Below are 26,892 nucleotides of genomic sequence, written 5' to 3'. Positions count from 1 at the left end.
CTCCCTATAATCCCATCTAAAGGATATGAAGTACAAGGAGGAGAGATGCGACGTGCCCTACTAAGCCTGCCATTTATTCTGGCCGCATCGATGATAGGCCTTCCAGTTCACACCGCGTTTGCAGAAAGCATCAATGCGGGAGACAGGGAAGCCACCACTGAGCTGCCGTTTAACGGTGCAGCCGTGGCGGAATTCGACACACCATGGGCGCTTGCATTTCTGCCGGGCGGCAAACTGATCCTTACCGAGAAGGGCGGCAAGATTTTTGTCGTGACCCAAAAGGGTGAGAAGACAGAAGTCTCAGGTGTTCCCGAGGTGCTTTTCAGTGGCCAGAATGGTTTGCTGGATGTGGTTCCTGCGCCTGACTTTACGAAAAGCAACGCGATCTATTTTACCTATGTTATGCCGGAAAATGGTGGCGGAAGCCTTGTGCTTGATCGCGCTGTTTTATCCGAGAGCAAAGGCAAAGCGGAACTCAAAGATCTTAAGACGATCTGGAAGCAATCGACGGTGGCAAAGGGTGGGCAGCCCGGCGGTAAAATCGCCTTTTCACCCGATAAAAAGCATCTGTTTCTGTCGGTTGGGGATCGTATGATCCCTGCTACTGCGCAGGATGAGAATGCGCCGATGGGCAAGATTTTGCGGATGAATCTGGATGGTTCAACGCCAAAGGATAATCCCAATGCATCAGATGATGGCATCAAGGCGCTGACCTGGACGACCGGTCATCGCAATCCCTATGGCCTTGCTTTCGCACCCGATGGCAAGCTGTGGGAACACGAGATGGGACCACGCGGCGGTGATGAATTCAACCTGATTAAACCGGGTCTGAACTATGGTTGGCCGATTGTTTCCAATGGCGACAATTACAGCGGCAGGCCGATTCCGCGCCACAGCACGCGCCCGGAATTTGAGGCGCCGATGTTGTACTGGACGCCGGTGATTTCGCCGGGTGGACTGGCGTTTTACAAGGGCAAGATGTCTGGTGACTGGAACGGCTCTGCGCTGATTGCGGGCCTGTCGTCCCAGGCACTTATTCGCGTGACTATCGACAGTGATGGTCAGCCGCATGAAGTCGATCGGTTCGCTATGGAAAATCGAATCCGTGATGTGGCGGTTGGGCCTGACGGCGCGATCTGGGTAATCGAAGATGCTCATCCGGGTCGGTTGTTGAAACTGACGCCCAAACCATAAAAATCAGGCCCCGGATTTCCGGGGCCTGATTTTTACTTCTTGAGAACATCAACGCCGGGAAGCGGCTTGCCTTCCATCCATTCAAGGAAAGCGCCGCCAGCGGTTGAGATATAGGTGAAGTCATCGGCAACGCCTGCTTGATTAAGGGCTGCAACTGTGTCGCCACCGCCGCCGACCGATACCAGCTTGCCAGCTTTGGTACGCTCCGCAACATGCTTGGCGGTCTTGACGGTTGCCGCATCGAACGGATGCAGTTCAAAGGCACCCAGCGGACCGTTCCAGACGAGCGTTGCCGCATCGTCAATGGCTGAGGCAATCAGATCCGTCGAAAGCGCGCCCGCGTCGAGAATCATGCCGTCGCTTGGGATCGCTTCCACACCATAGGTTTGATTTGGCGTGTTGGCAGCAAAGTGCCAGCCCACAACCGCATCAACCGGCAGGATGATGGCGCATTTGGTCTTTTCAGCCTTGGCCATAATTTCGCGCGCAGTGTGGGCAAGATCATGTTCGCAAAGCGATTTGCCGACATCGTGGCCCTGTGCTGCGAGGAAGGTGTTGGCCATGCCGCCGCCGATCACCAAGGCATCGACCTTTTCAATCAGGTTTGAAAGCAGGTCGAGCTTGGTCGAAACCTTGGCACCGCCCACGATTGCCACAACTGGGCGCGCTGGCTGGCCGAGGCCTTTTTCAAGTGCTTCGAGCTCTGCCTGCATGGCGCGTCCAGCATAGGCCGGCAGCACATGCGCGAGACCTTCGGTCGAAGCGTGGGCGCGGTGAGCAGCCGAGAAGGCATCGTTGACATAGATGTCGCCATTGGCTGCGAGTGCGCTCACAAATTCCGGGTCGTTCTTTTCTTCGCCCTTATGGAAGCGGGTATTTTCGAGAAGCAGGACATCGCCGTCTTTCAGCGCGTCAACCGCAGCCTTGGCCTTGTCACCAATGCAGTCTTCAGCAAAATGCACGGCGTGCCCCAGCACTTTTGAGAGTGGCTTGACGACGTGGTTGAGCGAGTTCTCGTCAGAAGCAACGCCTTTGGGGCGTCCGAAATGGGCGAGCAGGATAACCTTCGCACCTTTCTTTGACAGTTCCGTAATGGTTGGAACAATACGTTCAATACGGGTGAGGTCAGTGACCTCGCCGTTCGCCATCGGCACGTTAAGATCTACACGGACCAGAACGCGTTTGGATTTGACGTCGGCATCATCGAGGGTGCGAAAGGACATTTTTCTTCTCTCGGTTTTGAAAATGTAAGTGAAAACGCCCCTTCATGATTGAAGGGGCGTTGTCAGTCATTAGATCAGCTTGCCGAAGGCGACTGCGGTGTCGCTCATGCGGCTTGAGAAGCCCCATTCATTGTCATACCACGACAGGATGCGCACCATGGTGCCGTCCATGACCTTGGTCTGGTCGGTGTGGAAAACCGACGAATGCGAATCATGGTTGAAGTCGTGCGAAACAAGCTTCTCATCGGTGTAGCCGAGAATGCCCTTGAGACGGCCATTGGCGGCTTCACGGATTGCATTGTTGACTTCTTCAACGGTTGTTTCGCGCTTGGCGATGAAGGTGAGATCGACAACCGAAACGTTGGGCGTTGGAACGCGGATTGCAACGCCATCGAGTTTGCCTTTAAGTTCCGGCAGAACCAGACCAACAGCCTTCGCAGCACCCGTTGAAGTCGGGATCATGGAAAGCGCTGCTGCGCGAGCGCGGTAGAGATCCTTGTGCATGGTGTCCAGCGTCGGCTGGTCGCCCGTATAGGAGTGGATCGTGGTCATGAAGCCCTTTTCGATGCCGATGACATCGTTGAGAACCTGAGCCACGGGTGCAAGGCAGTTGGTGGTGCACGAAGCGTTGGAAATGACCTGATGGTCCTTCGTCAGCTTGTCATGGTTGACACCGTAAACGACAGTCAGGTCCGCGCCGTCGGCAGGAGCCGAAACGATGACACGCTTTGCGCCAGCTTCAAGGTGAAGGGCTGCCTTGTCGCGTGCGGTGAAGATACCGGTGCATTCCAGTGCGATATCGACGCCTTCTTCCTTCCATGGAAGTTCAGCCGGGTTGCGGACAGCGTGAACTTTGATCGGGCCGTAGCCGACGTCGATGGTGTCGCCAGCGACTTTCACGTCCTTTGGAAAACGACCATGAACGCTGTCATAGCGCAAAAGATGTGCATTTGTTTCTACTGGGCCGAGGTCATTGATTGCAACGACCTGAATGTCGGTGCGGCCCGACTCGACGATAGCGCGAAGGACATTGCGGCCGATGCGGCCAAAACCGTTGATTGCGACGCGAACTGCCATTTTCTCTATATCTCCCAAAAGGGTTCTGCCTATGCAGTGGCTTGATAAAACAGTTGAAGGTTTTTGCAAATGCTTCAGCTGGAAATGTAAACGCCGGCGTGTTTAACGCCGGCGTTTGATAATTATGCGGCGGCGTTGAGTTTCTTTTCCGCAGCTTCGGCAGCAGCTTCTGCTGTGATGCCGAAATGCTTGTAGAGATCGTTGATTTCGCCCGAAGCGCCGAAGCCCTTCATGCCGATAAACACGCCGTTTTCGCCGATGAAGCGTTCCCAGCCGAGCGCCAGACCTGCTTCGATTGCGACCCTGACCTGTGCATTGCCGAGTGTGGCCTGCTTGTAGGCATCGCTCTGTTCTTCGAACAGTTCAAAGCAAGGAACGGAAACAACGCGGGTTGCAATGCCTTTGCCTTCGAGAAGGTCGCGGGCTTTGAGGGCGATTTCCACTTCCGAACCGGTTGCGAAGATCGAAACCTTTGCATCGCCGTTTGCAGCAGCGAGTTCGTAGGCGCCGAATGCGGAGAGGTTTTCTTCGCGATGTTCAGTGCGCACGACCGGCAGGTTCTGACGGGTCAGAGCCAGTGTTGACGGTGTACCCTTCGAATGCAGTGCAATCTGCCAGCATTCGGCCACTTCCACAGCATCTGCCGGACGGAAGACATTGTGGTTTGGAATGGCGCGCAGAGCTGCGAGATGCTCGACGGGCTGATGCGTCGGGCCGTCTTCGCCAAGACCGATCGAATCATGGGTCATGACGTAAACAACGCGGATGCCCATCAGTGATGACAGACGCATTGCCGGACGGCAATAATCCGAGAAGCACATGAAGGTGCCCGAATAAGGGATCAGACCGCCATGCAGTGTGATGCCGTTCATGGCAGCAGCCATGCCGTGTTCACGAATGCCGTAATGGATGTAGCGGCCACCGTAGTTTTCCGGCGTCACAGCCTTGGTCTGACTGGTCTTGGTGTTGTTGGAACCGGTGAGGTCGGCAGAGCCGCCCAGCGTTTCAGGCACAACGCCGTTGATGACTTCCAGAGCCATTTCCGAAGATTTGCGGGTCGCAACCTTCGGCTTTTCAGCGGAAAGCTTCTTTTTGTATTCGTTGATCGCGTCATCGAAGTTTGCCGGCATGTCGCCGCGCATACGACGTTCGAATTCTGCGCGGGTTTCAGCATCGACATTTGCCAGACGCTTTTCCCATTCCTGACGCTTCTTGGCAGCGTTCAGACCGGCAACGCGCCATGCGTCGAGAACTTCTGCAGGTACGACGAATGGCTCTGCTGTCCAGCCGAGTGCCTTGCGGGTCGCAGCGATTTCTTCTGCGCCGAGTGGCGAGCCGTGGACCTTGTTGGTGCCAGCCTTGTTTGGCGAGCCAAAACCAATGGTGGTCTTGCAGGCGATGAAGGTTGGCTTTTCCGAAACCTTGGCCATTTCGATGGCTTTGGCAATCGCGTCCTGATCGTGGCCGTCAACAGCGAGCGTGTTCCAGCCGGAAGCGGCGAAGCGTGCAGGCTGGTCAGTGTTGTCAGAAAGCGAGATCGGGCCGTCGATGGAGATGTTGTTGTCATCCCAGAAGACGATGAGCTTGTTGAGCTGCAGATGGCCAGCAAGGGCAATGGCTTCCTGGCTGATGCCTTCCATGAGGCAGCCGTCGCCAGCAATCACATAGGTGTAGTGGTCAACAAGGCTGTCGCCAAACTGTGCATTGAGAATGCGTTCGGAGAGCGCCATGCCAACAGCATTGGCGATGCCCTGACCGAGCGGACCGGTCGTGGTTTCGATACCAGCGGCATGGCCATATTCAGGGTGGCCTGCGGTGCGCGCGCCGAGCTGGCGGAAATTCTTGATTTCATCGATGGTGATGTCTTCGTAGCCCGAAAGATAGAGCAGCGAATAAAGAAGCATCGAGCCGTGACCGGCTGAGAGCACGAAACGGTCGCGATCTGGCCAATGCGGGTTCTGCGGGTCGTGTGACAGGAAACGCGTATAAAGCGTCGTCGCGATGTCGGCTGCACCCATCGGGAGTCCGGGATGGCCGGAATTGGCTTTTTCAACCGCATCAATCGACAGGAAGCGGATTGCGTTGGCCAACTGGTTTTGTTTATCGGAATTCGTCATGGTCTCGGCCGTCTTTCCATAGTGGTTTTAACGGGGTTGCGGCGATGCCTCGGAACTGAAGCACGAACTCCTTATACTAAACGATTTAATCTCTTTAAACCGATTAAATGCTTGAGATGCTCGCGCTGCAGAAGGCTTTGGGACACATAGCAGCTGCATTTGTGGAGTCAACAAAACGATAGCTTTTCGACAATAAACAGTCTGCGATCATCGTGCTATACCAGCTAATTTATGGGGTGTTCATCACTGAAAAGCCTTTTTTGCGCGGATAACGGTGCATGAATGGCCTCTCGGCCCCCTCATTTGTTGCTTATCGGGCGGTCGATTATTACAGTCTTTTCAAAGATGCCCGTCCGGCAGGCGCGATTCGATGTCTGTGATCTGGCATTGGAAAGGAAATGGATGGCACCCGATACGACCCTCAGGCAGGTTCTTGAAAGGCTGGAAAAGGCACTCAACACGCTTGAACAAGCGGTGGACCTGCGGCTGGACAAGGAAGGCGATTTCGCCGAAGCTGAGGAAGAGGTGCAGCGTATGAACGCTGACCGTAGCCGTCTTGCACAGGAACTCGATCAGTCTGAGGCGCGCGCTGAACGGCTTGAAGCTGCGAACCGCGAAGTTTCGCGCCGTCTTGTGACAGCTATGGAAACCATTCGCGCCGTTCTGGATCGATAAAGGATACAAGCATGGCGACTGTAACCGTTACCATCGATGGCAAAGCGTATCGCATGGCCTGCGATGAAGGTCAGGAAGAGCATCTTTCCGGGCTGGCTGATCTTTTTGACCAATATGTCACGCATCTCAAATCATCGTTCGGTGAAATTGGCGATCTTCGCTTGACGGTCATGGCTGGCATTATGGTCATGGATGAGCTTGCAGAAATGCAAAAGCGCATCAAGGGCCTTGAAAGCGAGGTCGAGGCGTTAAGACGGTCGCGCGACGAGGCTCTGACCAATGCTGATCAGAACGATGCTGCCATCACTGGTGTGCTCGCAGATGTTGCCACACGGCTTGAGCAGGTGGCATCACGCATCGCGCCGCGCCCAGGGTCGGTGTGATCTAAAAAAGATTTCTGTATCTGGCGCTTACGCCACTGGCGCTCCCGCCTGACTAAGCCTATATATGGCATTGGCGTACTGCGCTTCCCGACAGGTGTAACAGCATCCCCGGGGCCTTATTGATCTCTAAGGGAGCTGTCCCTGTGAAGGCCCGTGGGCTTTCGCATATGGCGCCCACCTACGTTGTAGGTTCCCGGGATCAAACACTACCATCGGTCGTCGTGGTCGCCACTTTCTTTCGCTTTTGTGCCGTTCGGGGCCAAGCGCTTTGTTATTGAAGGCAAATATGTTTTAAAACGCCTTATCCTTCAAAGTTATGTGCGTTTTCTGATGACTTCTTCTTCGCCCGATCTGCCCCCTTTTTCTGAACGTATCAGCATCGCTGTTCCGATTGCTGCGGTGTATGGGCTGTTGCTTTATGTCCTGATCTGGCTGACGCCTGTTTCTGACATGATGCCTTTTATCGCCGGACTCATGCTGTTGCCGATGGGGATTGCCAGCCTTGCATCCAGTATCAGCGATCCACGGGCGCAAAAGACTCTTTGGCGCCATGTAAAAATGAGCTGGATGATTATTGGCGGCCTTGTCGTCATCAGCATGGTCTTCTTCCGGGAAGGTGGCATTTGCGTGATTATGGCGGCCCCATTTTTCGCTGTTTTTTCCGCAATTGGATCATGGTTGACGCTTTCGCTCATCCGCCGCTTTCGCACACCACGCTCCACAATGCTGGTGATTGCATTGCCGTTGATGTTCTACCCATTTGAACCATTGCTACACTATGAGCCGCATGAGGGAGCGGTCACGACAATTATCGATATTGCAGCTTCGCCTGATGTCGTGTGGGCGCAGACCGCTGAAATCCGCCATGTCCGCCCGGATGAACTGTCATGGACATTCAGTCACGGCATTGTTGGTGTTCCGCAGCCTGTTGATGCGCGTTTGGAGGGGGAGGGTGTTGGTGCTATACGCCAGCTTGAATGGACTCGTGGCGTCCGATTTCAGGAGATTGTGACGCGTTGGGAAGAAAACCGCCTTCTGGCTTGGGATTTCAATTTTGGTCCGGAGTCGATACCGGCGGCTGTTGAAGCCCATATCAACGTGGATAGTTCTTATCTCAAGCTTACCAATGGTGATTATCGCCTTGAAGCGCTGCCCAATGGTCATACACGGCTCACACTCACCACACGCTACCGGATTGCAACGCCGATTAACTTCTACTGCGACCTGTGGGGCCAGGTCTTTCTGAATGATTTCCATGGGGTTGTTGTGAAAGTCATTCGCGATCGCGCGGAGAGATTAGCAACAGCGGCTTGACGGATAAGCGCATTCCGGTTCCACTATCAGCAATTGGTGGAGGCGTTGGATGAGTGATCACGGACAGCCGCGATACGGCGATAAACAACAATTGAGGCGAGCGGTGCTTTCGCGTCGCGATGCGCTTGATCCGCGGTTTCGCTATGAGGCTTCTCTAACGGCAGCAAAAAAAGCAGAAACTGCAATTCCCGCACGCAAGGGCATCATTATTGCCGGCTATTGGCCGATCCGCTCCGAGATCGATCCGCGTCCGCTTTTATCTTTCATGCGTGATAAGGGGGCTCGCCTGTGTCTGCCGGTGGTTCTGGATAAGGAAACAATCGCTTTTCGTGAATTTTTGCCGGATGCAGAGCTGGTTCAAACCGGCTTTGGGACGATGGGACCCGATGAAAATGCGCCGCTGGTTGATCCTGCCATTATGCTTATGCCGCTTGCCGGTTTTGACAGACGCGGCCATAGGCTCGGCTATGGTGCCGGTCACTATGACCGCGCGCTGGCGCGTTTTGCGGAGCGTGGCCTGGAGCCGCTGTTGATCGGCATGGCTTTTGATTGTCAGCAAGTGCCACATGTGCCCAATGAGCCGCATGATATTGCTCTTCACCAGATACTGACAGAGACTGGCTTGCGCTCCTTCGATCAGGGCTGATAAAGACGAATTTATGAGATTACTTTTTCTTGGTGACATGGTGGGCCGGTCAGGGCGCACGGCGGTTTATGAAAAGCTGCCGGGCTTGATTTCTGATCTGAAGCTGGATTTCGTGATCGTCAACGGTGAGAACGCCGCTGGCGGCTTTGGTATTACCGAAGAGATTTTTCACGACACGATCCGCGCGGGCGCGGATGTGGTGACGACCGGCAATCACGTGTGGGATCAGCGTGAGGCGCTGGATTTCTCCAAGCGTGAAGACCGTTTCCTTCGCCCTGCGAATTTTCCGAAAGGAACGGCTGGCAAGGGCGAGGGGCTTTATATCGCCAAAAATGGTGCCCGCGTGCTGGTATCCAATGTGATGGGTCGCGTGTTCATGCACCCGGATCTGGATGATCCGTTTATCGCTGCCGAAAAAATCCTCGAAGCTTGCCCGCTTGGCGAGCAGGCGGATGCTGTATTTTTTGATTTCCATGCAGAAGCTACCAGCGAAAAGCAGTGCTTTGGCCATTTTGTCGATGGTCGGGCCAGCGCGGTTGTGGGAACGCATACCCATGTGCCGACTGCCGATTGCCAGATTCTGCGCAACGGCACGGCCTATATGTCGGATGCCGGTATGTGTGGCGATTATGATTCGTCTCTTGGCATGGATAAGGAAGAGCCGCTCAACCGCTTCTTGTCGAAGGTGCCCAAGGGTCGTTTTGAAGCTGCCAGTGGTCCTGCCACTGTTTGCGGGGTCGGCATCGAGATTTCTGATCGCACCGGACTTGCGGAAAAGGCTGCCCCTTTGCGCATTGGCGCAAGGCTCGAAGAAACGATCCCTGCTTTCTGGCGGTAGGTCTTTATAATTTTATCCGAACGCCCGCATAATCGTCGGTGACGGCGATGCGGGTGCAAAGCTCTGACCATTCGCAAGATGTACAGGCTTTGCGAATGCTGCCATCGGCGAAAGCCGCTCGCATCTGGCCAAGCTGTAGGGAATCAGGTGAGAGTTGTGCGCCAACTAAGATCGTTCGGCCAAACAGCTCCGCTATATCTTTTATAGCCAGCCTGTCCCGAACAGCCACGCTTGCTTGAAAACAGTGGCAATCACTCTCGCAGAGCAGTGGCTGGCAGATGTCGTCGGGGCCATCGATGATCTCAATGTCTTCCCCGTTCGACAAACGCCCGGCAATCGCATCGTAATTTTCCACGAAAGCCGGGCTGTAGCCCTTGCCGATATAGGTCAGCATACAAAGAAGATGATGACCGCGCAGGCGTACTGTCATTGATCGTTTATCGTGCTGCTGCTTTGAGAATTGCAGCGCCGAGTGCCGACTTGATCAGCGCGCCAACGAGGAACGGCGTGACACCAAAGGCAACGGCTTTTTCAATGCCTATCACGCTCGAAAGCCACATGGCACCGAGTGCAAGGCCAAGCAGGTTGGCAGTGCCGAATGATACAAATGCCAGCATGACGTTTTTGCCGTTCCAGCCACGTTCCGCAAGATATCCGGTCAGGGCTGCCATAATCGGGAACGAGACCAGATAGCCAGCTGTCGGGCCTGCGAAATGTGCGATGCCGCCAGCACCACCAGCCAGAACCGGCAGGCCGATCATGGCTTCGCCGAGCCATGCAAGAACCGTGGCAAGGCCAAGACGCCAGCCATAGAGTGCGCCGATCAACGGCACGACCAGTGTCTGTAGTGTGACGGGAACCGGCACCATTGGAACTTCGATCTGCGATGAGATGGCGAGTACAAACGTGCCGAAAACAACGGCTGCAAGACGCAGGGCCGGTGAACGGGATTCAAGGTTAAGCGGGCTGAAGGAAGGGCGGGTTTGGGTGATGCTTGTCATGGCGTCCTCAAATTATAGATAAAATAGAGATTCGATCTATTTAAATTCCAGATAAGTGGCGTGCTTGGCAAGTAAGAAATTCATTGAATAGATAAAATGCTGTTTGCGCACACCAAACAATCCCAAGTTTGGTCGAACTTTGGGATGAAAAGCAGAAAACTGAAAACTGGTTGTGGGGGATTAGCCTACAATTGCAAAGGAATCACGCGTCTTGCCCGAGGCCGTTTTTACCGGGCGATGACCGATCCATTGAACATGACGCGCTAGGATGCCTGCGGCAGTATCGACATCGTTTTGACGCAGCGCGTCGAGTATCGCACGGTGATCATGATCTGTGCGGGTTTCCCATTCCGAACGCCATGTGGCGAACAGAAATCGTGCGCTGGCGGCATGGAGATCGTCGATGGCGGCGAGTAGCCGCGGCATGTTGCAGGGTTCAAGAATCAGGCGGTGAAAGCGCCGATTGGCTGCCTCCCAGCTTTTTACATCGCGCGATTTGTCGCCTTCAACGGTGGCCTGTTCGGCCGCATCCAGTGTGGCGCGTGTAATGTGGGGTGCAGCATGGTGGAGTGCGAGCACTTCAAGGGCTGCGCGCATTTCTGCAACTTCGCGGATTTCGCTGATACTGAAAGATGCAACGCGAACGCCCCGGCGTGGTTCTGAAACCGCAAGCCCCTGCGCCTCAAGCCGCCTGAAAGCCTCGCGCACCGGCACGTGGCTTGTTTCGAACTCCTCGGCGATATGGTCTTGCCGCAATTTGGTGCCGGGTTCGATTTCGCCCGCAATAATCCGGTCCGCAAGAATGCGGCTGATACGGGCGGCGATTGTTTCGCCGGGCGTGTCGCTGGTGTGCTGATTCATGGTTTTATAGATAATATTTTTTGATTATGCGCGTCGACCGATAAGTGAGCGATCAACATAGGATTTTGTAATTTGGCGCTTTTGCTGGACGAATGCGGCTCAATTCCTTATAACGCGGCCATTCAGCACGGAAAGCGCGGTGGCCGATATGCCTACGGCCAGACCCATTCTTATGTGACGCTTTCTCCGTGCGCATCATATGAACAGAACAGGGGTGCCATGGCTGGCCATTCACAGTTTAAGAATATCATGCACCGCAAAGGGCGTCAGGATGCCGTGCGGTCGAAAATGTTTTCCAAGCTCGGACGCGAAATTACCGTTGCGGCCAAGCAGGGTCTGCCTGACCCGTTGATGAACCCGCGCCTGCGTCTGGCAATCCAGAACGCCAAGGCGCAGTCGATGCCGAAAGATAACATCGAGCGTGCCATCAAGAAGGCTGCCGGCAATGACGGCGAAAACTATGATGAAGTGCGCTACGAGGGCCGTGGTCCGGGCGGCGTCATGGTTATCGTTGAAGCGCTGACCGACAACCGCAACCGCACCGCATCCAATGTGCGTGCGGCTTTCACCAAGTCGGGTGGTGCACTGGGCGAAACCGGCTCTGCCGCGTTCATGTTCGATCGCGTTGGGGAAATCATCTATAAGTCGTCAGCTGGTGATGCTGACACAATTATGGAAGCCGCGATCGAGGCGGGTGCTGATGATGTTCAGTCCGGCGAAGAAGAGCACGTGATCCTCTGCGCTTTTGAAGACATTGGTGAAGTGTCAAAGGCGCTGGAAGCAGCACTTGGCGAAGCCGAATCGATCAAAACGATTTGGAAGCCGCAGACCAATACTGAACTGGATGAGGAAAAGGCACGCTCGGTGCTCAAGCTTCTCAATGTGCTCGAAGATGATGATGACGTTCAGAACGTCTACAGCAACTTTGAAGTCAGCGACGAAGTGATGGAAAAGCTGAGCGCCTAAGTTCTGGTATCAGTTCCGAATATGAAAACTCCCGGCTTGTCCGGGAGTTTTTTATCGGGCGTCATTCTTTGAAATGCAGACAACAAAAAACCTCGCCTAAGCGAGGTTTTTCGTCAGTTCATATTCGGCGGTATTAGATACCGAGATTGCCGAAACGATTCTTGAACTTGGTTACGCGGCCACCGCGATCAAGCAGGGTCTGCGAGCCACCGGTCCATGCTGGATGCGTGGATGGATCGATATCGAGGTTCATCGTATCGCCTTCCTTGCCCCATGTAGAACGGGTCATGTATTCGGTGCCATCGGTCATCACGACCTTGATGGTGTGGTAGTCGGGATGGATATCAGCTTTCATCTTCTCAATCCTGAAAGTCTGGGAGCAAAAGCCCAGCTCTAATTTTAAAACTGCGGCACTTTCGCCCAATGACAGATATGAAGACCCGTTACCAACAGCAACGGCTTCCAAAAGGGTTGGCGAGCCTATACATCAGGCGCACGGCAATAACAAGGGCGCAATCTCAAGAATGGCCAGCAGAGACAGTCAAATTCGCATGAATCCAGATTTAGACGCGCGGGGAGAACGTAAACGTCGTTCGCTGAAGCCGTTAAAGCGGATGATTCCCTTTCTTGCACGCTACAAGACTCTTGTGGTCGGCGCGCTTTTTTCGCTGGTCCTTGCAGCCGCCACAACGCTTGCCGTTCCCGTTGCTGTGCGTCGCATGATTGATCATGGCTTCACCGGCGCCAATGCCGTCTTCGTCAATAATTACTTCGGTATGCTGGTCGCGCTGGCGCTGGTTCTGGCGCTGGCATCGGGTCTGCGCTATTTCTTCGTCATATCGCTGGGCGAGCGCGTGGTTGCGGATTTGCGCAATGCCGTCTTCTCTCATGTAACCAGCCTTTCGCCGGAATTCTTTGATCGCTCGCAATCCGGCGAGATCGTCTCGCGCCTCTCTGTCGATACCACACAGATCAAATCTGTTGTGGGGGCTACGGCGTCTGTGGCGCTGCGCAATGTGATTCTGGGTGTCGGTGCGCTGATTATGATGGTTGTCACCAGCCCCAAGCTGTCCGCACTTGTGATCGCCGCGATTCCGCTGATCGTGATTCCACTGATTGCCTTTGGTCGTTCGGTGCGCCGCCGTTCACGCATGACGCAGGATATGCTGGCGCATGCCAATGCCTATGCCAGCGAACAGATCGGTGCCATGCGCACACTGCAAGCTTTTACCAACGAAAATATGGTGGTTCGGCATTTTGCAAATGCGGTCGAGAAGGCCTATCAGGCAGCGCGCTCTTCGATCAAGGCGCGGGCCATTCTCACAGGTTTTGCGATTTTTCTGATTTTCTCCAGTGTGGTTGCTGTGCTCTGGTTCGGTTCGCGTGATGTGCTGTCTGGCACAATGAGCGCGGGCACGCTGGGGCAGTTCGTCCTTTATGCGGTGTTTGCGGCCAGCGCCTTTGGTGCGCTTTCAGAAGTGGGGGGCGAGCTTGCGCAGGCCGCAGGTGCCACAGAACGTCTTGCAGAAATTCTTGATGAAAATCCCGGCATTTCTGCTCCTGCAAATCCCGTTGCTTTGCCTGAACCGCCGCGTGGCGAAATCAGCTTTGACAATGTGTCTTTTTCCTATCCGACACGGCCTCATGCGCCTTCGCTTCATGGCTTAAGCTTCGCTGTAAAGCCGGGAGAGACAGTTGCGATTGTCGGCCCATCCGGGGCTGGTAAAAGCACGATCTTCTCGCTGGTGATGCGTTATTACGATCCGCAGAGCGGCTCGGTGATGATGGATGGTGTTGCTTTGCCTCAAGCTGATCCTGCGAAGGTGCGCGAACGCATTGCGGTGGTGCCACAGGATGTGGCGATCTTTGCCACCAGCATTCGCGAAAATATTGGTTTTGGTAAGCCCGGTGCGAGCGATGCGGACATTGAAGCCGCAGCCAAAGCGGCGCTTGCGCATGACTTCATTATGGCGCTGGACAAGGGTTATGATACGCAAGTCGGTGAACGCGGCGTGACACTTTCAGGCGGCCAGCGTCAGCGCATTGCGATTGCGCGTGCGATTCTGCGTGCCGCGCCTATTCTGTTGCTGGATGAAGCCACTTCGGCGCTGGATGCAGAAAGCGAAATGCTGGTGCAGAAGGCGCTCGACAGTCTCATGGACAACCGCACGACGCTTGTCGTGGCGCATCGTCTGGCAACAGTTCTCAAAGCCGACCGTATTCTGGTGCTTGACAAGGGCCAGATCGTCGAAGAGGGCACGCATCAGACGCTGGTTGAGAAGGGTGGCATTTATGCCCGCCTCGCCAAGCTGCAATTTGAAGCAGGCGCAGGCGTCTTCGGTAAATGAATAAGGGGGGCTTCAAGCCCCTTTAACTCATTATCTCTCAGTAAGCTTAAGCTCGATGCGGCGGTTTCTCGCACGGGCATCGGCGGTATCGGAATTGTCGAGTGGCTGATATTCGCCAAAACCTGCTGCAACCAGGCGGTTGGCTGGCACGCCATTGGCGATCAGATATTTGACCACTGCCGTTGCGCGCGCGGAAGACAGTTCCCAATTGTCGCGGAAGCGGCCAGTGCCTGTCAGGGGTACATTATCGGTATGACCGTCCACGCGCAGAACCCAGTTGATGTCATCCGGGATTTCCTGATTGAGCGTGATGACGGCTGCCGCAAGCTTTTTCATCTCTTCTAGACCGGCAGGGTTGAGATCAGCCGAGCCCGTTGGGAAAAGCACCTCTGACTGGAACACGAAACGGTCGCCGACAATGCGGATGTTTTCCTTGTCTGACAGTATAGCACGCAGGCGGCCAAAGAAGTCGGAGCGGTAGCGGTTAAGTTCTTGTACGCGCTGCGCAAGCGCCACATTAAGACGGCGACCGAGATCGGCGATCTTGGCTGTCGATTCGCGATCACGCGATTCGGAAGCATTCAACGCATCTTCAAGCGCTGCGATCTGGCGGCGGAGTGCTGAAATCTGCTGGTTGAGCAATTCCACCTGAGAAAGTGCCTGTGCACTGACCTGTTTTTCCGCGTCGAGACTCTGGCTTAATTCACCTGCGCGCTTTTCTGCGGCAGCTCCTGCACCACTGCCTTCATTGAGCAGGGCTTGCAGGCGAGAGCGTTCGCTTTCCGCACCCGAGAGCGAGGCTTGCAGATTGGCAATCGTGTCCTGCAGGTCCTGCGAATTGCTTTTTTCAAGCGATAGGAGTTGCGTGAGTTCCTGTATCTGGCTGTTCAGGCGCGCCAAAGCGCTGTCTTTGCTATCAACATCGCGGCTGAGCAGAAATTGCCCGAGCACGAAGACCGTCAGCAGGAACATGATGGCCAGCAGCAATGTTGTGAGCGCATCAACAAAACCGGGCCAGTAATCAATATGGCGCTGCGGGCGACGGTTACGGGCAAGAGCCATGGTGCTTACTCCGAACGTTCGCTTGGGGTTTTGGCACTTATCGTCTTGTTAAGACGGTCAAGCGTTTCGCGGATGGCCTTTTGCTCTTCTGCCTGTTTTTCAACCCAGTCGCGCATCATCTGCTGTTCGCTGCGCATGCTCTTGACCAGACCCTGAATGCCTTCGGCAAGATTGGCAAGGGCTGCTGATGTGCGCTGGCTGGAAGCCTCGCCACCCTGCAAATTCTGCACGCGTTCGGCAAGATTGCGAATACCGCCGAGATGCTCATCGATGCCAAGATCAGAGCCAAGATCGGTCACGGATGACAGCCAGTTTTCAAGCTCGGTGTAAAAACGATTCTGGGCGCGGCCAGCCTGAAGATCAAGGAAGCCGAGAATCAGCGATCCCGAAAGACCAAACAGCGAGGATGAGAAGGCCGTTCCCATGCCCGAAAGTGGTGCCTGTAATCCGGCTTTGAGCGAATCAAGAACATCTGTGGTGCTGCCTGAGCTTGGATCAAGGGATTGGATAGTCTGGCCGATCGAGCCGACCGTCCCAAGCAGCCCCCAGAATGTACCGAGCAGGCCCAGAAAGACCAGAAGGCCGATGAGATAACGCGAAATATCGCGGCTTTCATCAAGGCGCGTGGCAATCGATTCGAGAATGGAGCGGGTGGAGTTGGTGGTGAGTGCCATTGATTGTCTGCGGCCAATCAATGCGCGCATCGGTGCAAGGAGAACCGGTGGGCGCGTGGCGCCGTCGCGATCCCCGTCGCGGAAGGAATTGACCCAGCGAATTTCAGGCAGCAATCGCAGAACCTGTCCGAAGGCAAGCAGGATGCCGACGAGCAGAACGCCGAAAATCAGGCCGTTAAGGACGGGATTGGTGATGAAGAATGTATGTATCTGTCGTATCAGCACAGCCGCCAGAAAGGCGACGATGATCAGAAAGATCACCATGGACAGAATGACAATTCTCGGACTGCTCAGGCGGTAGGGATCATAATCCCGCGTGTCGTCCAGTCGTTCCCGAGAAAGTCTCAAATCGCTCATGCGTTTCGCTCCGTGGATATCCGCAGGGATAATCTGTCGTGGGGGAGCCTACTGCATAATTTGGTGAAGCGGAATCGTCCGGCGTGAAAAAAATATGCGCAAAACAAAGCACCCCGGCAATCATGCCGGGGTGCTTTGTTGAAAGAAACGTATGATCAGATTGGTTTGTTGATCGTCTTGAGCAGGGCTTTCTGAATGCTTTCATTGCCTGCAACGATGGTCTTGGTGCCGAAAATGTCCTGACCACCCTTTTTATCGGATACAAAGCCACCGGCTTCACGGATCATCAGCATGCCAGCACCGAGATCCCACGGGTGCATACCGTCTTCCCAGAAGCCGTCGAGACGGCCTGCGGCGACATAAGCGAGATCGAGAGCAACCGCACCCATACGGCGGATACCGGCGGTTTCACCCATGACGTTGCGCAGTTCGACCAGATAATGGCCGTGGCCGGGGCGACCCAGATGCGGGATGCCGGTGCCGATCACGCAATCGACCAGCTTTGTGCGCGCTGCAACGCGCAGACGGCGATCATTGAGGAACGCGCCACCGCCGCGTTCAGCGGTATAAAGCTCATCCATCGCTGGGTTGTAAATGACGCCAGCAACAATCTGTCCCTGACGCTCGAGAGCGATAGAGACTGCAAAAACCGGAATACCATGCAGGAAGTTGGTGGTTCCATCCAATGGATCGACCAGCCAGCGATGCTGTCCGTCCTTGGAAGGAACTTCGCCCGATTCTTCCATCAGGAAGCCAAAATCCGGGCGGGCGCGGCTCAGTTCGGTGTAGATGATTTTTTCCGCTTTGCGGTCCGCCTGACTGACATAGTCGCCGGGGCCCTTCAGTGAAACCTGAAGATTTTGCACTTCACCGAAATCGCGCGCAAGGCCGCGACCGGCTTTCATGGCGGTTTGAACCATAACATTGAGGAGGGCTGAACGGGCCATCTGATCATCCTTTGAGAGCGCATAACGAAACCTGTGAGCCGGTTTTCGATACATATGCGCGTTAATAAACCTGTGAGTGTCGATCTGACGCGATCAGACCACTGACACTCAAAACTGAGCAAGCTGAGAAAGAACTGTCACATCCCCTTGAGAAGGGGGGACTGCGGCGCCGGGCATGTGCCGGCGCCGCTCAATTTTGAAAAAAGACGTTATGCGCGGCTGATATAGGTCAGTTCGCTGGTGTCAACGATCACGCGTTCGCCCGATTCAATGAATGGCGGAACGAGGATGCGGATACCGTTTTCAAGCACTGCTGGCTTATAGGAAGAAGCAGCGGTCTGGCCTTTGACGACCGGGTCAGCTTCGACGATTGCCAAAGTTACCTGTTCCGGAAGACGAATGCCGATTGGCTTTTCTTCGTAAAGTTCAACCGTAACCATCATGCCGTCCTGAAGGAAGGCTGCGCGGTCGCCGACGAAATCCTTGAGGAGTTCGAGCTGCTCGTAGGATTCGGTATCCATGAAAATCAGCGCTTCGCCCTGTTCGTAGAGGAACGAGAAGTCCTTCTGTTCCAAACGAACCCGTTCAACGGTTTCTGCTGCACGGAAACGTTCGTTGAGCTTGGTGCCGGTGATGAGGTTTTTCAGTTCGACCTGATTGTATGCGCCGCCTTTGCCTGGCTTGACCGCATTGGTCTTGACCGCAACCCACAGGCCGCCATCATGCTCAATGACGTTGCCGGGGCGGATTTCGTTACCATTGATCTTCATGAGTTTAATCCGGGAATAAATGTGAAAACTGTTGCGGCCCGGCGCATCACGACAGAAAGGCAATCTCCCGCATCTTTTCGGGGATTGCGTCCATCTTTAACTCGAACCACGATAATCGGGCTCTCCAAGACCATAAATTGGCGCTTTGTGCAAGTCTGCGGCGTCAATGAGCGGATCAGACACCCAAAAAACTACCCGGAATTTACCGCACGCGCAGACTGTTTGCTGTTTGAACAGCCTCTTTAAGCTGTTCGTCGGCGAGTCCATCCATCATATCGTTGAGGTCGGGTGAGCGATAACCGGCCCGTTGCGCGACGATGTACCATGCCGCAGCCTTGACCAGATCGCCATCTGTGCCGATACCATCGCGATAGAGCCGGGCAAGCCATGCCTGCGCCATCACTGTGCCACGCTGGGCGGCAATCTGCATCCAGCCAAAGCCTTGTTCGTAATTGCGATCGCCGCCACGCCCTTCAATAAGCCAGCGCGCAAGATCATATTGCGCTGTGTCATAGCCTTTGCGCGCCGAAAGCAACAGATAGTCGCGAGCCTTCTTATCGTCATGAGTGATTTTGTCAGTGCCGTTGGCGTAGATCTGACTGAGCGCATACTCAGCATCCGGCAATTTTGCTGTTGCAGCTTTTTCAAACCACGGGAAAGCTTCATCCAATCCCTTTGGTCCGGGCGTCTTCATGATGACAAGCTGGCCGTAATTAAACTGTGCCATTGCATTGCCGCCTTCAGCCGCCTCATGCATCAGCTTGGTGGCCTTGGCCGTATCTTTGTGAATATATCTGCCCTGTAAAAGCAGGGCTGCATAGCGAAACTGTGCTTCGTTCACGCCTTTTTCGGCGGCTTTCGCATACCATTCTGCCGCCTTTGTCTGATCGGCTGGCACGCCAAGACCACGGGCATAGATTTCGGCAACCAGAGTTTGGGATGCTGGATCGCCTTCTTCAGCTTGTGGCAGGGCAAGATTGAAAGCTGTCAGATAGAGGCCGCGCTGATAGGCACCAAATGCTTCATCAACCGGCTTGTCCCCAAACCGGCGTGGATCGATGGCTGGCAAATGTGCTGTTGTTGCCGGTTGCGGCAACATTTTTGGCTTCTCAGCCGGTTTGTCGCTTTTGCTGTCGTGTTTTGCTTGCGCGCCTGCGGGTTTGTCTGCAGCGCTTGCAGCCATGACGGCTGGAGTGGATGCAGCAAAGATCAAAGCCGTGGCGAGAAGAATTCTGCTCTTCATGGGGCGTGCAAACCTTGAACGTTATTTATCGAAACGTGGAGCGTGTTCATCCAGAAGCCGATTGGCATGTGCTACGGCCTCTGCCGGGTCTTCCGCCTCAAAGACAGCACGGCCAAGGGCAACAAAATCAGCGCCGGTTTTAGATGCGGGGATGACACTTTCAACCGTGTTGCCTGCCTGGGCGATGCTTGGGATTTCGACCATCTCCGACCACCATTCAGCCAATGACAGATTGCGGGGATGGGCATCGGGCTTGTTATCCGCACCAATTTTGCCAAAGAAAACATAATCGGGCTGCAACTCACCAATTTCCATGGCGCTATGGCGATCACGCAGATTGCCAGTGCCAATAATGAATTTAGGTGTGTGCTTCTCAATGGCTTCGGCAAGTTCCGCCGCCTTGCCTTCAATATGAATGCCGTCCGCACCCACACGGCCTGCGATGCGCGTATCATTGAGAATGATGGCTGCGGCAGCTTTGGCCTGAATCACAGGAACCGCTTTTGCAGCGGATGCCTGAAATGTTGCTTCATCAAGATCGCTGCCATCAAGGATCACACTTGCCACATCGCCGCCTGAAAGCGCTGCGGTCAGGAGTTTCGCCAGTGCATCCCCATTGGCCATGGGTGGTGCAACCAGCAAAAGGCGGCAGCGTTCATTGTTTTGTTTTGCAGTTGGCGCGTTCATAAACCAAACCTAGCGAAAAATGTTGATGGAATTCGGGCATAAAGTAAGAGGCGTTCGTTGAACAGCCCCTTTAGGCGGACTCAGCCTTGTCCGACATGCGCTGTCTGGGTGCTGGCATAATGTTATCCACTGGAACGAAAGTTGATTGGAACCAACCGGGTTCTGCCCGAATTAACAGCTATATAGGCGGCAATGAGTGTTGCGCTATTGCAGACAGAAAACAAACAGCAGGCAGACGAAATGACGAATGAAACGGCGAAAATAGTGCCAAAAGTCCGCGATACACGCATTGATGTGTTTCGCGCTCTGGCTCTGCTTACCATTTTCATCAATCATGTGCCGGGTACGATTTATGAGCACTTCACGCATAAGAATCTTGGCTTTTCTGATTCTGCCGAAGCTTTTGTTCTGATTTCAGGTATGGCCGTTGCATTGGCCTATGGTTCCAAGTTTGCACCGGGCAACCGTCTGGTTCTGACACTGAAAATGTGGCGCCGTGCATGTGTTCTTTATACAGCGCATATTATGACCACGCTTGCGACGGTGGGTATTTTTGCTTCCGCTGCCATTTTCCTCAAGCATCGTGAGCTTCTCACACAGATCAATATCGGACCGCTGGTCAAACAGCCGGTCGAGGCGCTTCTTGGCCTTGTCACACTCGGCCATCAGCTTGGCTATAACAACATTTTGTCGATGTATGCGGTCGTGCTTCTGCTGACGCCGCTGCTGCTGCTGCTTGCGCGTATCAGCCTGTCGCTGATGCTTGGTGTGTCGGGCATGGTGTGGTTGCTGTCGGGTCTTTATCATGTCGCGCCAGTGAATTATCCAACGCCGGGTGTCTGGTTCCTCAATCCACTATCGTGGCAGTTTCTGTTTGCCATCGGTATTGCCGGCGTCATGTATGTGCGTCGCGGCGATAAAATTCCGGCACATCCTGCATTGATTGCAGCTGCTGTTGGCTATCTGGTGCTGTCGCTTGCATGGGTTCGTCTTCCGCTTTGGGGTATTGATGCCTCAATGGGCATGCCTGCGGTGCTGACCGGTTTCGACAAGACGTTCCTTTCGGCGCCCCGTCTTTTGCATGTGCTGGCGATGGCCTATCTGATCGCGGTTGTGCCGACGCTTAACAGCATTGCGCGTACGTCACCACAAAACCCGCTGGCCATTCTGGGCAAGCATTCGCTGCCTGTGTTTATTGCCGGGACTCTTCTGGCGATGGTTGCACAGGTAATGAAGCTCGTTAATCCGGGCGGCTTTCCATATGACACGTTGCTGATTGCAACCGGTGTCGTGATGCAGTTCGCTTTGGCTTATTATCTTGAATGGCTGCCGACCATTGGCTGGGGCAAGAAGCCTGTACTTAAGCCGGTTTCTGCCGAGGGTGCAAAGGCTCCGGTTGTTTCAAGCCCCAAGCCCGCATTGCAGCAGGCTTAAAAATACGGATTTTAAAAGCCGCCTCCGGGCGGCTTTTATGTCTGTCGGGCCTGAAACACACGATGTTAACCATTCATTAATCTTAATACCGTTAAATAGTTCATATCCAGTTCGGCTGGATTCTTACCGAGTGGTTTAGCCACTCTGTTTGACGCCTCCCTGTTAAACTCCTGAGAGCCGCCTTTGCGGCTCTTTTTTTATGCCTTTTTGCCAGTTTGCAGCCGCAGCCATTTACCATTCCTGAAAATCCTCCCCAAATTTTTAACCTTTCGTTAAACATATTCTTGCGCGACGGTGCATGAAGGTGCAGTTTATCGTGGACTCATGAAAACTGCCTGTTCCGTCTTCGCTCTCCCCATGGTCGAACAGCAGTTCAAATAATTCATTTGCATACCTTGGCGGTATGCGAGCAACAAAATGGACGTGAACGCGTTCATGTAAGGTGGCAGAGCAGTGATTAGCGAACAGGGACAGATGCCGGGTAATATGATCAGCCTCGCCGAGCGCATGGTTTTCTCGGATTCCTTTAAGCCGATTTACAGTGAAGGCATGGATATGGTTGAGGAAGCCGCGAGCTATCTCGACGGGGAGGGCCGTGAAGAAGCGCGCAGTCTTTCGCGCGTTGCTGCAACCCTTTATGCAGCCGAATCGATGCGCCTGACCACACGGCTCATGCAGGTGGCTTCGTGGCTCTTGTTGCAGCGTGCCGCGCGCAATGGCGAAATGTCCCGCAAACAGGTCGAAGCCGAAAAGGCAAAGGTGCGTCTTGATACGCCGTCTGCCGGTGATATTGCGCCGGGCTGGAACGAATTGCCGTTCGCCTTCATTGAACTCATCGAACGCTCAATGCGCCTTCAGGCGCGTGTGCGCCGCATGGACCGCAATGTTTACGGTGAAGTTGTTTCATTGCAAAGCGCACCCCATGGCAATCCCGTATCGGATCAGATCGTTTTGCTGAAGACGGCTTTCGGCGCATCTTAGAGCGTGCCGCGCTTAATCGTACCCAATAGGCTCGCTCTATCTTCTTGTTCTCACGCATGTCGTTCTTGAAACGTAGCGGGAACCCGCCTTTCCGCGTTGTACTTGAGAGCGCCGAGACCGTGTTGGGCGCACAAAGGTCTCTCTAAATCTGGAAAATGACAGCGGCGCGATTGCGAAGGTTTTGATCGTCGCCGATTGGTTTTTCGTTATGCTCAACCCAGGCATGTGCGACGAACGGGAAACGCTGTATGCCAAGATACAATCGGGTATTTGCTATAGACCGCACCAGTGCATAGCATCGCACTGCGATTGCAAATTCAAGACATTCAAAGCGGAATGGCGAAAGTCGAGACGCCACCATTATGTCGTCGGAAAACGCGTTTATATCCAGAATAGGAAGCCATTTTCGGAACAACCACCTGTGGCGCGTGATAAAATTTACCGCTCCAACAATTCCGCGACGCTTTATCAGGATCTGGATCAAATAAACCCATAGAATCAAACGAGGTTTGGCGCGGCCCGAGACATAGGCGGTTGGGTTTTCTGGCAGGTAGCGCCATGAATAATCATTCATGCCTCTGGCTATCTGAGAGGCGACAGGCTCCCTTTCACCGGTCACTGACGGCGCAATCAGTGTTTCAAGTTTGGGTGACAATGCATCATTGAATTCAGGATTCAATAGCGCAGCCTGAATGATTGTCGTTTCCTCATCCGAGAGCAGTATATATTGGTCATTCTTACTGTCAAAAATGACACCGCCGTCTCTTGTGAAGCATGGATGGTAATAATCCCTGAATGTGATGCCCATTACATTTCGCTTTTCCAGCATTTGTAATAAAGTTCGAGCGACAAAAGCAGCAGCGTTGACGGCGAAATGAATTCGCCGCCCATTTGGCATCTGCGAATATCGTCAAGCACATTCGCTTTATTGATAAAGCCACATTTGGCTGCTTCGCCATTGAGTATCAACTCAACGATGTGTTCACTTTCCGCACGGATCATACGCTGGACAATACCGCTGATATCTCCTTTTCCCTTACGCATGAAACTCGTGGCGCCGAAACGACGATGGAAGCTTTCTCTTTGCGGCAATCTATTGAATTCATAAGAAAAGGTTGAGCTGTCCGACCTGTTTTCCGACCAACGGATCAGCGTTTCATTAAGGTATGGATAGACAGTCTGATATCGGATGTCTGTTAGACGGTCTGCCGCGCCATGATGGACCGCTGCCATGAGTGATCGGCGATGCCGTATCCAATCACTCGATACGGATTGATTTTGGAAAATGCTGTTAACGCGTTTTTGCTCATTAAACGCAATTCTATACAGCTCGCTATTGAATATTGCTTTTTTATCTTGAGAGGAACCAATATTGGCCGCGCCGTAGATATGGAAATACAGCCGTGCCTGGCAGTCTGATAAGCTCTCACGAGCAAGCCGCAACCATGATTTTTGGTTCAAAACGGTAAGTTTGCGCGCCGTTTCAAAGGCTTTGGTAATATTGGGGTGTTTCTTCCAAAGATGATCAATGACTGCACTCGCCACAGGATTTGCCAGAAATATGTGGTCGCCACCGTGCCCATTTAAAATCATGCAGTCAGTCGGCAAAGACTGAGCATAATCGATCAGGTCTCGTTGCGAAGCCGAATGAAGCAGCCATAGAGATGGGCGCTTTGGTTTGTAAGCAGGTCCGGCGAACAGATCGGTGAATATGCCGTCCGAACGGATTGGTATCAGGTGAAGATTAACGCCATGCTTGCCGCAAAGCGCCTGAGCGGCAACCACATCGGAAGAATTCGATATATTGGGGTCGTAATAGGTAACGGGATATAGTTGTTCAGCCGTTCGTGGCTGTGTCAGGGCAGCGTAGAAAACACCTGAAGAATCAAGACCTCCTGACAGTTCCAGAATGAACGGTCTGTTTGGCCCGCCAGCGCTGTTGATGTGCTCAATGAGAGTTTCAGGGATTTCATTGCTATCAAGTTGAGACGTCTCACCGCAGATGAGTTTATACGTTATTTGCCCGTTTGAATGAAGAATGGCAGTGGTTCCGGGCATGACACAGCCTATTCCGGTAAAGGGCGTTTGATCTGTGGCAAACTCAGTTGATGATAGATAGTTCGCGATGAAGCCAGGATTCGATTTGAGCTTGGCCTGCATAGCTGTCATCGCGGTCATATCATCTGAGATTAGCCACTGATTTTTATTATAGAAAAAGAATATATCATGCGCGCACCAGAGTGGTCTCTCGACAGTAACTTCTCCTCCGGCTGGCTTGATGTGGAATTCTCCGCGGTGCCCATAAAGAACCATTTCATTTAATATGGGGGAGAAAGAATAAAGGAATAGATTTACTTCACAAGAGGATGAAGAATCTTTACGCTTTAAATATTTAAAAAATCCAGACGATACGAATGCATCGTCGTTTGAAATAGAGAGCACCGCATCACCAGATTTATCTTGAAAATTCGACAGACATGAATTCTCACTCATGCCTGTCTAATCATTCATTCACTGACTTAATCCATCATCCCAAAGCTGAGGTGATTCAGACCTAAATCCACCGCCGCCTTTTGTTGCTTTTTTTGCGTCTATATAATCAACAGAGTCTTGATGTTGTTTTGCCGATATAAATCTAAAAAATTTAGAGAAAGTCATAATTATTCTCCTAATATTTATTAGCTTCAAAGATAATTTGCATAAGTACTTTATAATATTAATCTAAATTTGTAATGCCCAATAAATTGGTCAAAATATAGTGTGTCCATTTTTTTGGATATGAGAGGTGGCCTGTTGGCTTGCGTATGTTTCTCTTTTGTTCACTTTTGTGCTGTCAAGTGAACCTGTCTGAGGATAGGGTTCACGTATGAAAGAAACGATTCGCATCATTGGTATTGATCCGGGGCTTCGTCGTACCGGCTGGGGCGTTGTCGAATCGCTTGGCAATTCCCTGCATTTTATCGGCTCCGGCACCGTGACGTCGAATGCCGAGCTGGATCTCGCTTCACGGCTTTGTCAGCTTCATGAAGGGCTGTCAAAAGTCCTGCATGACTTTGTCCCGCATGAAGCGGCGGTTGAGCACACATTCGTCAATAAGGATGCAACTGCCACGCTTAAGCTCGGGCAGGCACGCGGTATTGCACTTCTGGCCCCTGCGCAGGCGGGACTGCCGGTGGCAGAATATGCGCCCAATGCCGTCAAGAAGGCGGTCATTGGCGTTGGCCATGGCGAAAAGCAGCAAATCCATATGATGGTGAAAGTTCTGATGCCGCGCGCAACGTTCGATACGAGTGACGCTGCCGATGCGCTTGCCATTGCCATTTGCCATGCGCATCATCGTCAAAGCATTGTCAGCGCTCGCAGAATGCAGGCGCTTTTGAGTTAACGCGCATCTTATTGCGAAGACCGTTCTACATTTTTCGCGATGCGCTTATAGCGGGGTAGGTATCCAATGATCGGCAAGCTCAAGGGTGTGATCGATGAAATTGCAGATGATCATGCGGTTATCGACGTGCATGGCGTTGGCTATGTCGCTTTTTGTTCGGCGCGCACGCTTGGTAACCTTGGCGGGGTAGGGGAAGCTGCGGTTCTCTTGATCGAGACTTATGTACGCGAGGACATGATCCGCCTTTATGGTTTCGGGTCGCAGCTTGAGCGCGAATGGTTCCGTCTGTTGCAGAATGTGCAGGGCGTGGGTGCGAAGGTGGCGCTTGCTGTGCTTGGAACACTGACCCCTTCCGAACTTGCCAATGCGATTGCTTTGAGAGACATTGCCATGGTTTCGCGTGCGCCGGGCGTTGGCAAAAAAGTAGCCGAGCGGATTGTCACCGAGCTGAAGAACAAAGCACCGGCCTTTGCAGGAGAAGCCAGCGGAACAATCGGTCTCAAACAGGAACTTGGCTCAGGTGTTGCCTCGGCGCCGGTCAGCGATGCTGTCTCGGCGCTATCCAATCTCGGTTATTCCCGTGATCAGGCGGCCAATGCTGTGGCTGCGGCGCTAAAAGAAGCCGGTCAGGATGCCGATTCGGCCAAACTTATTCGCCTCGGTCTGAAGGAGTTGTCGCGGTGAGCTACTTGTGTGCGCTGAATGTTCA

General features: G+C 53.5%; 28 protein-coding genes and 1 other RNA gene. 13 read left to right on the top strand and 16 right to left on the bottom strand.

Features of this window, described 5'->3' with window-relative positions:
• Positions 1-45 precede the first annotated feature (45 nt).
• Positions 46-1,194: a PQQ-dependent sugar dehydrogenase gene (locus ABE530_RS10975; protein ID WP_499694534.1), complete on the top strand. Its 1,149-nt coding sequence runs from the start codon at positions 46-48 to the stop codon at positions 1,192-1,194.
• 32 nt (positions 1,195-1,226) lie between these two features.
• On the opposite strand, the gene ABE530_RS10970 is transcribed toward ABE530_RS10975, so the two are convergent.
• The 3 genes from ABE530_RS10970 to tkt all read right to left on the bottom strand — a co-directional run bounded on the left by ABE530_RS10970 (position 1,227) and on the right by tkt (position 5,611).
• Positions 1,227-2,417: a phosphoglycerate kinase gene (locus ABE530_RS10970; protein ID WP_499694533.1), complete on the bottom strand. Its 1,191-nt coding sequence runs from the start codon at positions 2,415-2,417 to the stop codon at positions 1,227-1,229.
• Between the two features lie 69 nt (positions 2,418-2,486).
• Positions 2,487-3,494, bottom strand: a complete 1,008-nt coding sequence (gap, locus tag ABE530_RS10965) for a type I glyceraldehyde-3-phosphate dehydrogenase (protein ID WP_265984825.1) — start codon at positions 3,492-3,494, stop codon at positions 2,487-2,489.
• A 122-nt stretch (positions 3,495-3,616) separates the two neighbouring features.
• Positions 3,617-5,611: a transketolase gene (tkt, locus tag ABE530_RS10960; protein WP_499694532.1), complete on the bottom strand. Its 1,995-nt coding sequence runs from the start codon at positions 5,609-5,611 to the stop codon at positions 3,617-3,619.
• 402 nt (positions 5,612-6,013) lie between these two features.
• Here tkt and ABE530_RS10955 point away from each other — a divergent pair, with 402 nt between their 5' ends.
• The 6 genes from ABE530_RS10955 to ABE530_RS10930 all read left to right on the top strand — a co-directional run bounded on the left by ABE530_RS10955 (position 6,014) and on the right by ABE530_RS10930 (position 9,467).
• Positions 6,014-6,286: a DUF4164 domain-containing protein gene (locus tag ABE530_RS10955; RefSeq protein WP_094540354.1), complete on the top strand. Its 273-nt coding sequence runs from the start codon at positions 6,014-6,016 to the stop codon at positions 6,284-6,286.
• Between the two features lie 11 nt (positions 6,287-6,297).
• A complete protein-coding gene (locus ABE530_RS10950) occupies positions 6,298-6,669 on the top strand; it encodes a cell division protein ZapA (protein ID WP_499694531.1) in 372 nt (123 codons plus the stop codon).
• Between the two features lie 72 nt (positions 6,670-6,741).
• A non-coding RNA gene (gene ssrS, locus ABE530_RS10945) (6S RNA) lies at positions 6,742-6,900 on the top strand.
• A 99-nt stretch (positions 6,901-6,999) separates the two neighbouring features.
• The gene (locus ABE530_RS10940; protein WP_499694530.1) at positions 7,000-7,983 is read left to right on the top strand and encodes an SRPBCC family protein; all 984 of its coding nucleotides are present in this window, start codon (positions 7,000-7,002) and stop codon (positions 7,981-7,983) included.
• A 49-nt stretch (positions 7,984-8,032) separates the two neighbouring features.
• Positions 8,033-8,629, top strand: a complete 597-nt coding sequence (locus tag ABE530_RS10935; RefSeq protein ID WP_499694529.1) for a 5-formyltetrahydrofolate cyclo-ligase — start codon at positions 8,033-8,035, stop codon at positions 8,627-8,629.
• Positions 8,630-8,642: 13 nt separating this feature from the next.
• Positions 8,643-9,467, top strand: coding sequence for a TIGR00282 family metallophosphoesterase (locus tag ABE530_RS10930; protein WP_265984820.1), 825 nt, complete (start codon positions 8,643-8,645; stop codon positions 9,465-9,467).
• Between the two features lie 4 nt (positions 9,468-9,471).
• Here ABE530_RS10930 and ABE530_RS10925 read toward each other — a convergent pair whose 3' ends face one another.
• The 3 genes from ABE530_RS10925 to ABE530_RS10915 form a co-directional block, all read right to left on the bottom strand.
• The gene (locus ABE530_RS10925) at positions 9,472-9,897 is read right to left on the bottom strand and encodes a DUF1284 domain-containing protein (RefSeq protein WP_499694528.1); all 426 of its coding nucleotides are present in this window, start codon (positions 9,895-9,897) and stop codon (positions 9,472-9,474) included.
• 7 nt (positions 9,898-9,904) lie between these two features.
• Positions 9,905-10,468: a biotin transporter BioY gene (locus ABE530_RS10920; RefSeq protein WP_265984818.1), complete on the bottom strand. Its 564-nt coding sequence runs from the start codon at positions 10,466-10,468 to the stop codon at positions 9,905-9,907.
• A 180-nt stretch (positions 10,469-10,648) separates the two neighbouring features.
• On the bottom strand, positions 10,649-11,329 hold the full coding sequence (locus ABE530_RS10915; protein WP_265984817.1) for a GntR family transcriptional regulator: 681 nt from the start codon (positions 11,327-11,329) through the stop codon (positions 10,649-10,651).
• Positions 11,330-11,548: 219 nt separating this feature from the next.
• Between ABE530_RS10915 and ABE530_RS10910 the strand changes: the two genes are divergently transcribed.
• Complete coding sequence (locus ABE530_RS10910) at positions 11,549-12,295, top strand: YebC/PmpR family DNA-binding transcriptional regulator (RefSeq protein ID WP_265984955.1); 747 nt, start codon at positions 11,549-11,551, stop codon at positions 12,293-12,295.
• Positions 12,296-12,428: 133 nt separating this feature from the next.
• Here ABE530_RS10910 and rpmE read toward each other — a convergent pair whose 3' ends face one another.
• Positions 12,429-12,650 carry a 50S ribosomal protein L31 gene (gene rpmE, locus ABE530_RS10905; protein ID WP_265984816.1) on the bottom strand — a complete coding sequence of 74 codons (222 nt, stop codon included), beginning with the start codon at positions 12,648-12,650 and terminating at the stop codon, positions 12,429-12,431.
• 169 nt (positions 12,651-12,819) lie between these two features.
• Here rpmE and ABE530_RS10900 point away from each other — a divergent pair, with 169 nt between their 5' ends.
• Complete coding sequence (locus tag ABE530_RS10900) at positions 12,820-14,643, top strand: ABC transporter transmembrane domain-containing protein (protein ID WP_396997393.1); 1,824 nt, start codon at positions 12,820-12,822, stop codon at positions 14,641-14,643.
• A 30-nt stretch (positions 14,644-14,673) separates the two neighbouring features.
• Here the strand turns inward: ABE530_RS10900 and ABE530_RS10895 are convergent, their stop codons facing one another.
• The 6 genes from ABE530_RS10895 to ABE530_RS10870 all read right to left on the bottom strand — a co-directional run bounded on the left by ABE530_RS10895 (position 14,674) and on the right by ABE530_RS10870 (position 20,383).
• Entirely contained in the window at positions 14,674-15,705 is a 1,032-nt protein-coding gene (locus tag ABE530_RS10895) for a peptidoglycan -binding protein (RefSeq protein WP_265984814.1), read from the bottom strand.
• Positions 15,706-15,710: 5 nt separating this feature from the next.
• Positions 15,711-16,736, bottom strand: coding sequence for a flagellar motor protein MotA (locus tag ABE530_RS10890; protein WP_499694527.1), 1,026 nt, complete (start codon positions 16,734-16,736; stop codon positions 15,711-15,713).
• Positions 16,737-16,891: 155 nt separating this feature from the next.
• A complete protein-coding gene (locus ABE530_RS10885) occupies positions 16,892-17,683 on the bottom strand; it encodes an inositol monophosphatase family protein (protein WP_265984812.1) in 792 nt (263 codons plus the stop codon).
• Positions 17,684-17,892: 209 nt separating this feature from the next.
• Positions 17,893-18,453 carry an elongation factor P gene (gene efp, locus ABE530_RS10880; RefSeq protein ID WP_265984811.1) on the bottom strand — a complete coding sequence of 187 codons (561 nt, stop codon included), beginning with the start codon at positions 18,451-18,453 and terminating at the stop codon, positions 17,893-17,895.
• Between the two features lie 202 nt (positions 18,454-18,655).
• The gene (locus ABE530_RS10875; protein WP_499694526.1) at positions 18,656-19,696 is read right to left on the bottom strand and encodes a tetratricopeptide repeat protein; all 1,041 of its coding nucleotides are present in this window, start codon (positions 19,694-19,696) and stop codon (positions 18,656-18,658) included.
• A 21-nt stretch (positions 19,697-19,717) separates the two neighbouring features.
• The gene (locus tag ABE530_RS10870; protein WP_499694525.1) at positions 19,718-20,383 is read right to left on the bottom strand and encodes a thiamine phosphate synthase; all 666 of its coding nucleotides are present in this window, start codon (positions 20,381-20,383) and stop codon (positions 19,718-19,720) included.
• 240 nt (positions 20,384-20,623) lie between these two features.
• On the opposite strand from ABE530_RS10870, the gene ABE530_RS10865 reads away from it, so the two are divergent.
• Both ABE530_RS10865 and rcdA read left to right on the top strand, forming a co-directional pair.
• Positions 20,624-21,817 carry an OpgC family protein gene (locus ABE530_RS10865; RefSeq protein ID WP_499694524.1) on the top strand — a complete coding sequence of 398 codons (1,194 nt, stop codon included), beginning with the start codon at positions 20,624-20,626 and terminating at the stop codon, positions 21,815-21,817.
• Between the two features lie 474 nt (positions 21,818-22,291).
• Positions 22,292-22,798, top strand: coding sequence for a protease adaptor protein RcdA (gene rcdA / locus ABE530_RS10860; RefSeq protein ID WP_265984954.1), 507 nt, complete (start codon positions 22,292-22,294; stop codon positions 22,796-22,798).
• A 142-nt stretch (positions 22,799-22,940) separates the two neighbouring features.
• Here rcdA and ABE530_RS10855 read toward each other — a convergent pair whose 3' ends face one another.
• The 3 genes from ABE530_RS10855 to ABE530_RS10845 are packed head-to-tail and all read right to left on the bottom strand — an operon-like array spanning position 22,941 to position 25,456.
• Positions 22,941-23,606 (bottom strand): lasso peptide biosynthesis B2 protein, encoded by a 666-nt coding sequence (locus ABE530_RS10855; RefSeq protein ID WP_265984807.1) that lies wholly within the window; start codon positions 23,604-23,606, stop codon positions 22,941-22,943.
• On the bottom strand, positions 23,606-25,291 hold the full coding sequence (locus ABE530_RS10850; protein WP_499694523.1) for an asparagine synthase-related protein: 1,686 nt from the start codon (positions 25,289-25,291) through the stop codon (positions 23,606-23,608). The genes ABE530_RS10855 and ABE530_RS10850 overlap by 1 nt, the downstream gene beginning before the upstream one ends.
• Positions 25,292-25,309: 18 nt before the next feature.
• A complete protein-coding gene (locus ABE530_RS10845; protein WP_499694522.1) occupies positions 25,310-25,456 on the bottom strand; it encodes a hypothetical protein in 147 nt (48 codons plus the stop codon).
• A 208-nt stretch (positions 25,457-25,664) separates the two neighbouring features.
• Between ABE530_RS10845 and ruvC the strand changes: the two genes are divergently transcribed.
• Positions 25,665-26,183 carry a crossover junction endodeoxyribonuclease RuvC gene (gene ruvC / locus ABE530_RS10840; protein ID WP_265984804.1) on the top strand — a complete coding sequence of 173 codons (519 nt, stop codon included), beginning with the start codon at positions 25,665-25,667 and terminating at the stop codon, positions 26,181-26,183.
• A gap of 66 nt (positions 26,184-26,249) precedes the next feature.
• Positions 26,250-26,867 (top strand): Holliday junction branch migration protein RuvA, encoded by a 618-nt coding sequence (gene ruvA / locus ABE530_RS10835; protein WP_265984803.1) that lies wholly within the window; start codon positions 26,250-26,252, stop codon positions 26,865-26,867.
• The last annotated feature ends 25 nt before the right edge of the window (positions 26,868-26,892 follow it).

Source organism: Brucella sp. TWI559 (assembly GCF_039674265.1).
In the GTDB taxonomy this organism is placed as follows: domain Bacteria; phylum Pseudomonadota; class Alphaproteobacteria; order Rhizobiales; family Rhizobiaceae; genus Brucella; species Brucella chromiisoli.
Note: the sequence above shows the minus strand (reverse complement) of the source record. Positions and strands in the feature narration are given on the sequence as shown.

Excerpts from the sequence above, each read along its gene's own strand:
- ABE530_RS10975 (WP_499694534.1), top strand. The coding sequence starts at position 46 with ATGCGACGTGCCCTACTAAGCCTGCCATTTATTCTGGCCGCATCGATG.
- ABE530_RS10970 (WP_499694533.1), bottom strand. The coding sequence starts at position 2,417 with ATGTCCTTTCGCACCCTCGATGATGCCGACGTCAAATCCAAACGCGTT.
- gap (WP_265984825.1), bottom strand. The coding sequence starts at position 3,494 with ATGGCAGTTCGCGTCGCAATCAACGGTTTTGGCCGCATCGGCCGCAAT.
- tkt (WP_499694532.1), bottom strand. The coding sequence starts at position 5,611 with ATGACGAATTCCGATAAACAAAACCAGTTGGCCAACGCAATCCGCTTC.
- ABE530_RS10955 (WP_094540354.1), top strand. The coding sequence starts at position 6,014 with ATGGCACCCGATACGACCCTCAGGCAGGTTCTTGAAAGGCTGGAAAAG.
- ABE530_RS10950 (WP_499694531.1), top strand. The coding sequence starts at position 6,298 with ATGGCGACTGTAACCGTTACCATCGATGGCAAAGCGTATCGCATGGCC.
- ABE530_RS10940 (WP_499694530.1), top strand. The coding sequence starts at position 7,000 with ATGACTTCTTCTTCGCCCGATCTGCCCCCTTTTTCTGAACGTATCAGC.
- ABE530_RS10935 (WP_499694529.1), top strand. The coding sequence starts at position 8,033 with ATGAGTGATCACGGACAGCCGCGATACGGCGATAAACAACAATTGAGG.
- ABE530_RS10930 (WP_265984820.1), top strand. The coding sequence starts at position 8,643 with ATGAGATTACTTTTTCTTGGTGACATGGTGGGCCGGTCAGGGCGCACG.
- ABE530_RS10925 (WP_499694528.1), bottom strand. The coding sequence starts at position 9,897 with ATGACAGTACGCCTGCGCGGTCATCATCTTCTTTGTATGCTGACCTAT.
- ABE530_RS10920 (WP_265984818.1), bottom strand. The coding sequence starts at position 10,468 with ATGACAAGCATCACCCAAACCCGCCCTTCCTTCAGCCCGCTTAACCTT.
- ABE530_RS10915 (WP_265984817.1), bottom strand. The coding sequence starts at position 11,329 with ATGAATCAGCACACCAGCGACACGCCCGGCGAAACAATCGCCGCCCGT.
- ABE530_RS10910 (WP_265984955.1), top strand. The coding sequence starts at position 11,549 with ATGGCTGGCCATTCACAGTTTAAGAATATCATGCACCGCAAAGGGCGT.
- rpmE (WP_265984816.1), bottom strand. The coding sequence starts at position 12,650 with ATGAAAGCTGATATCCATCCCGACTACCACACCATCAAGGTCGTGATG.
- ABE530_RS10900 (WP_396997393.1), top strand. The coding sequence starts at position 12,820 with ATGGCCAGCAGAGACAGTCAAATTCGCATGAATCCAGATTTAGACGCG.
- ABE530_RS10895 (WP_265984814.1), bottom strand. The coding sequence starts at position 15,705 with ATGGCTCTTGCCCGTAACCGTCGCCCGCAGCGCCATATTGATTACTGG.
- ABE530_RS10890 (WP_499694527.1), bottom strand. The coding sequence starts at position 16,736 with ATGAGCGATTTGAGACTTTCTCGGGAACGACTGGACGACACGCGGGAT.
- ABE530_RS10885 (WP_265984812.1), bottom strand. The coding sequence starts at position 17,683 with ATGGCCCGTTCAGCCCTCCTCAATGTTATGGTTCAAACCGCCATGAAA.
- efp (WP_265984811.1), bottom strand. The coding sequence starts at position 18,453 with ATGAAGATCAATGGTAACGAAATCCGCCCCGGCAACGTCATTGAGCAT.
- ABE530_RS10875 (WP_499694526.1), bottom strand. The coding sequence starts at position 19,696 with ATGAAGAGCAGAATTCTTCTCGCCACGGCTTTGATCTTTGCTGCATCC.
- ABE530_RS10870 (WP_499694525.1), bottom strand. The coding sequence starts at position 20,383 with ATGAACGCGCCAACTGCAAAACAAAACAATGAACGCTGCCGCCTTTTG.
- ABE530_RS10865 (WP_499694524.1), top strand. The coding sequence starts at position 20,624 with ATGACGAATGAAACGGCGAAAATAGTGCCAAAAGTCCGCGATACACGC.
- rcdA (WP_265984954.1), top strand. The coding sequence starts at position 22,292 with ATGCCGGGTAATATGATCAGCCTCGCCGAGCGCATGGTTTTCTCGGAT.
- ABE530_RS10855 (WP_265984807.1), bottom strand. The coding sequence starts at position 23,606 with ATGGGCATCACATTCAGGGATTATTACCATCCATGCTTCACAAGAGAC.
- ABE530_RS10850 (WP_499694523.1), bottom strand. The coding sequence starts at position 25,291 with ATGAGTGAGAATTCATGTCTGTCGAATTTTCAAGATAAATCTGGTGAT.
- ABE530_RS10845 (WP_499694522.1), bottom strand. The coding sequence starts at position 25,456 with ATGACTTTCTCTAAATTTTTTAGATTTATATCGGCAAAACAACATCAA.
- ruvC (WP_265984804.1), top strand. The coding sequence starts at position 25,665 with ATGAAAGAAACGATTCGCATCATTGGTATTGATCCGGGGCTTCGTCGT.
- ruvA (WP_265984803.1), top strand. The coding sequence starts at position 26,250 with ATGATCGGCAAGCTCAAGGGTGTGATCGATGAAATTGCAGATGATCAT.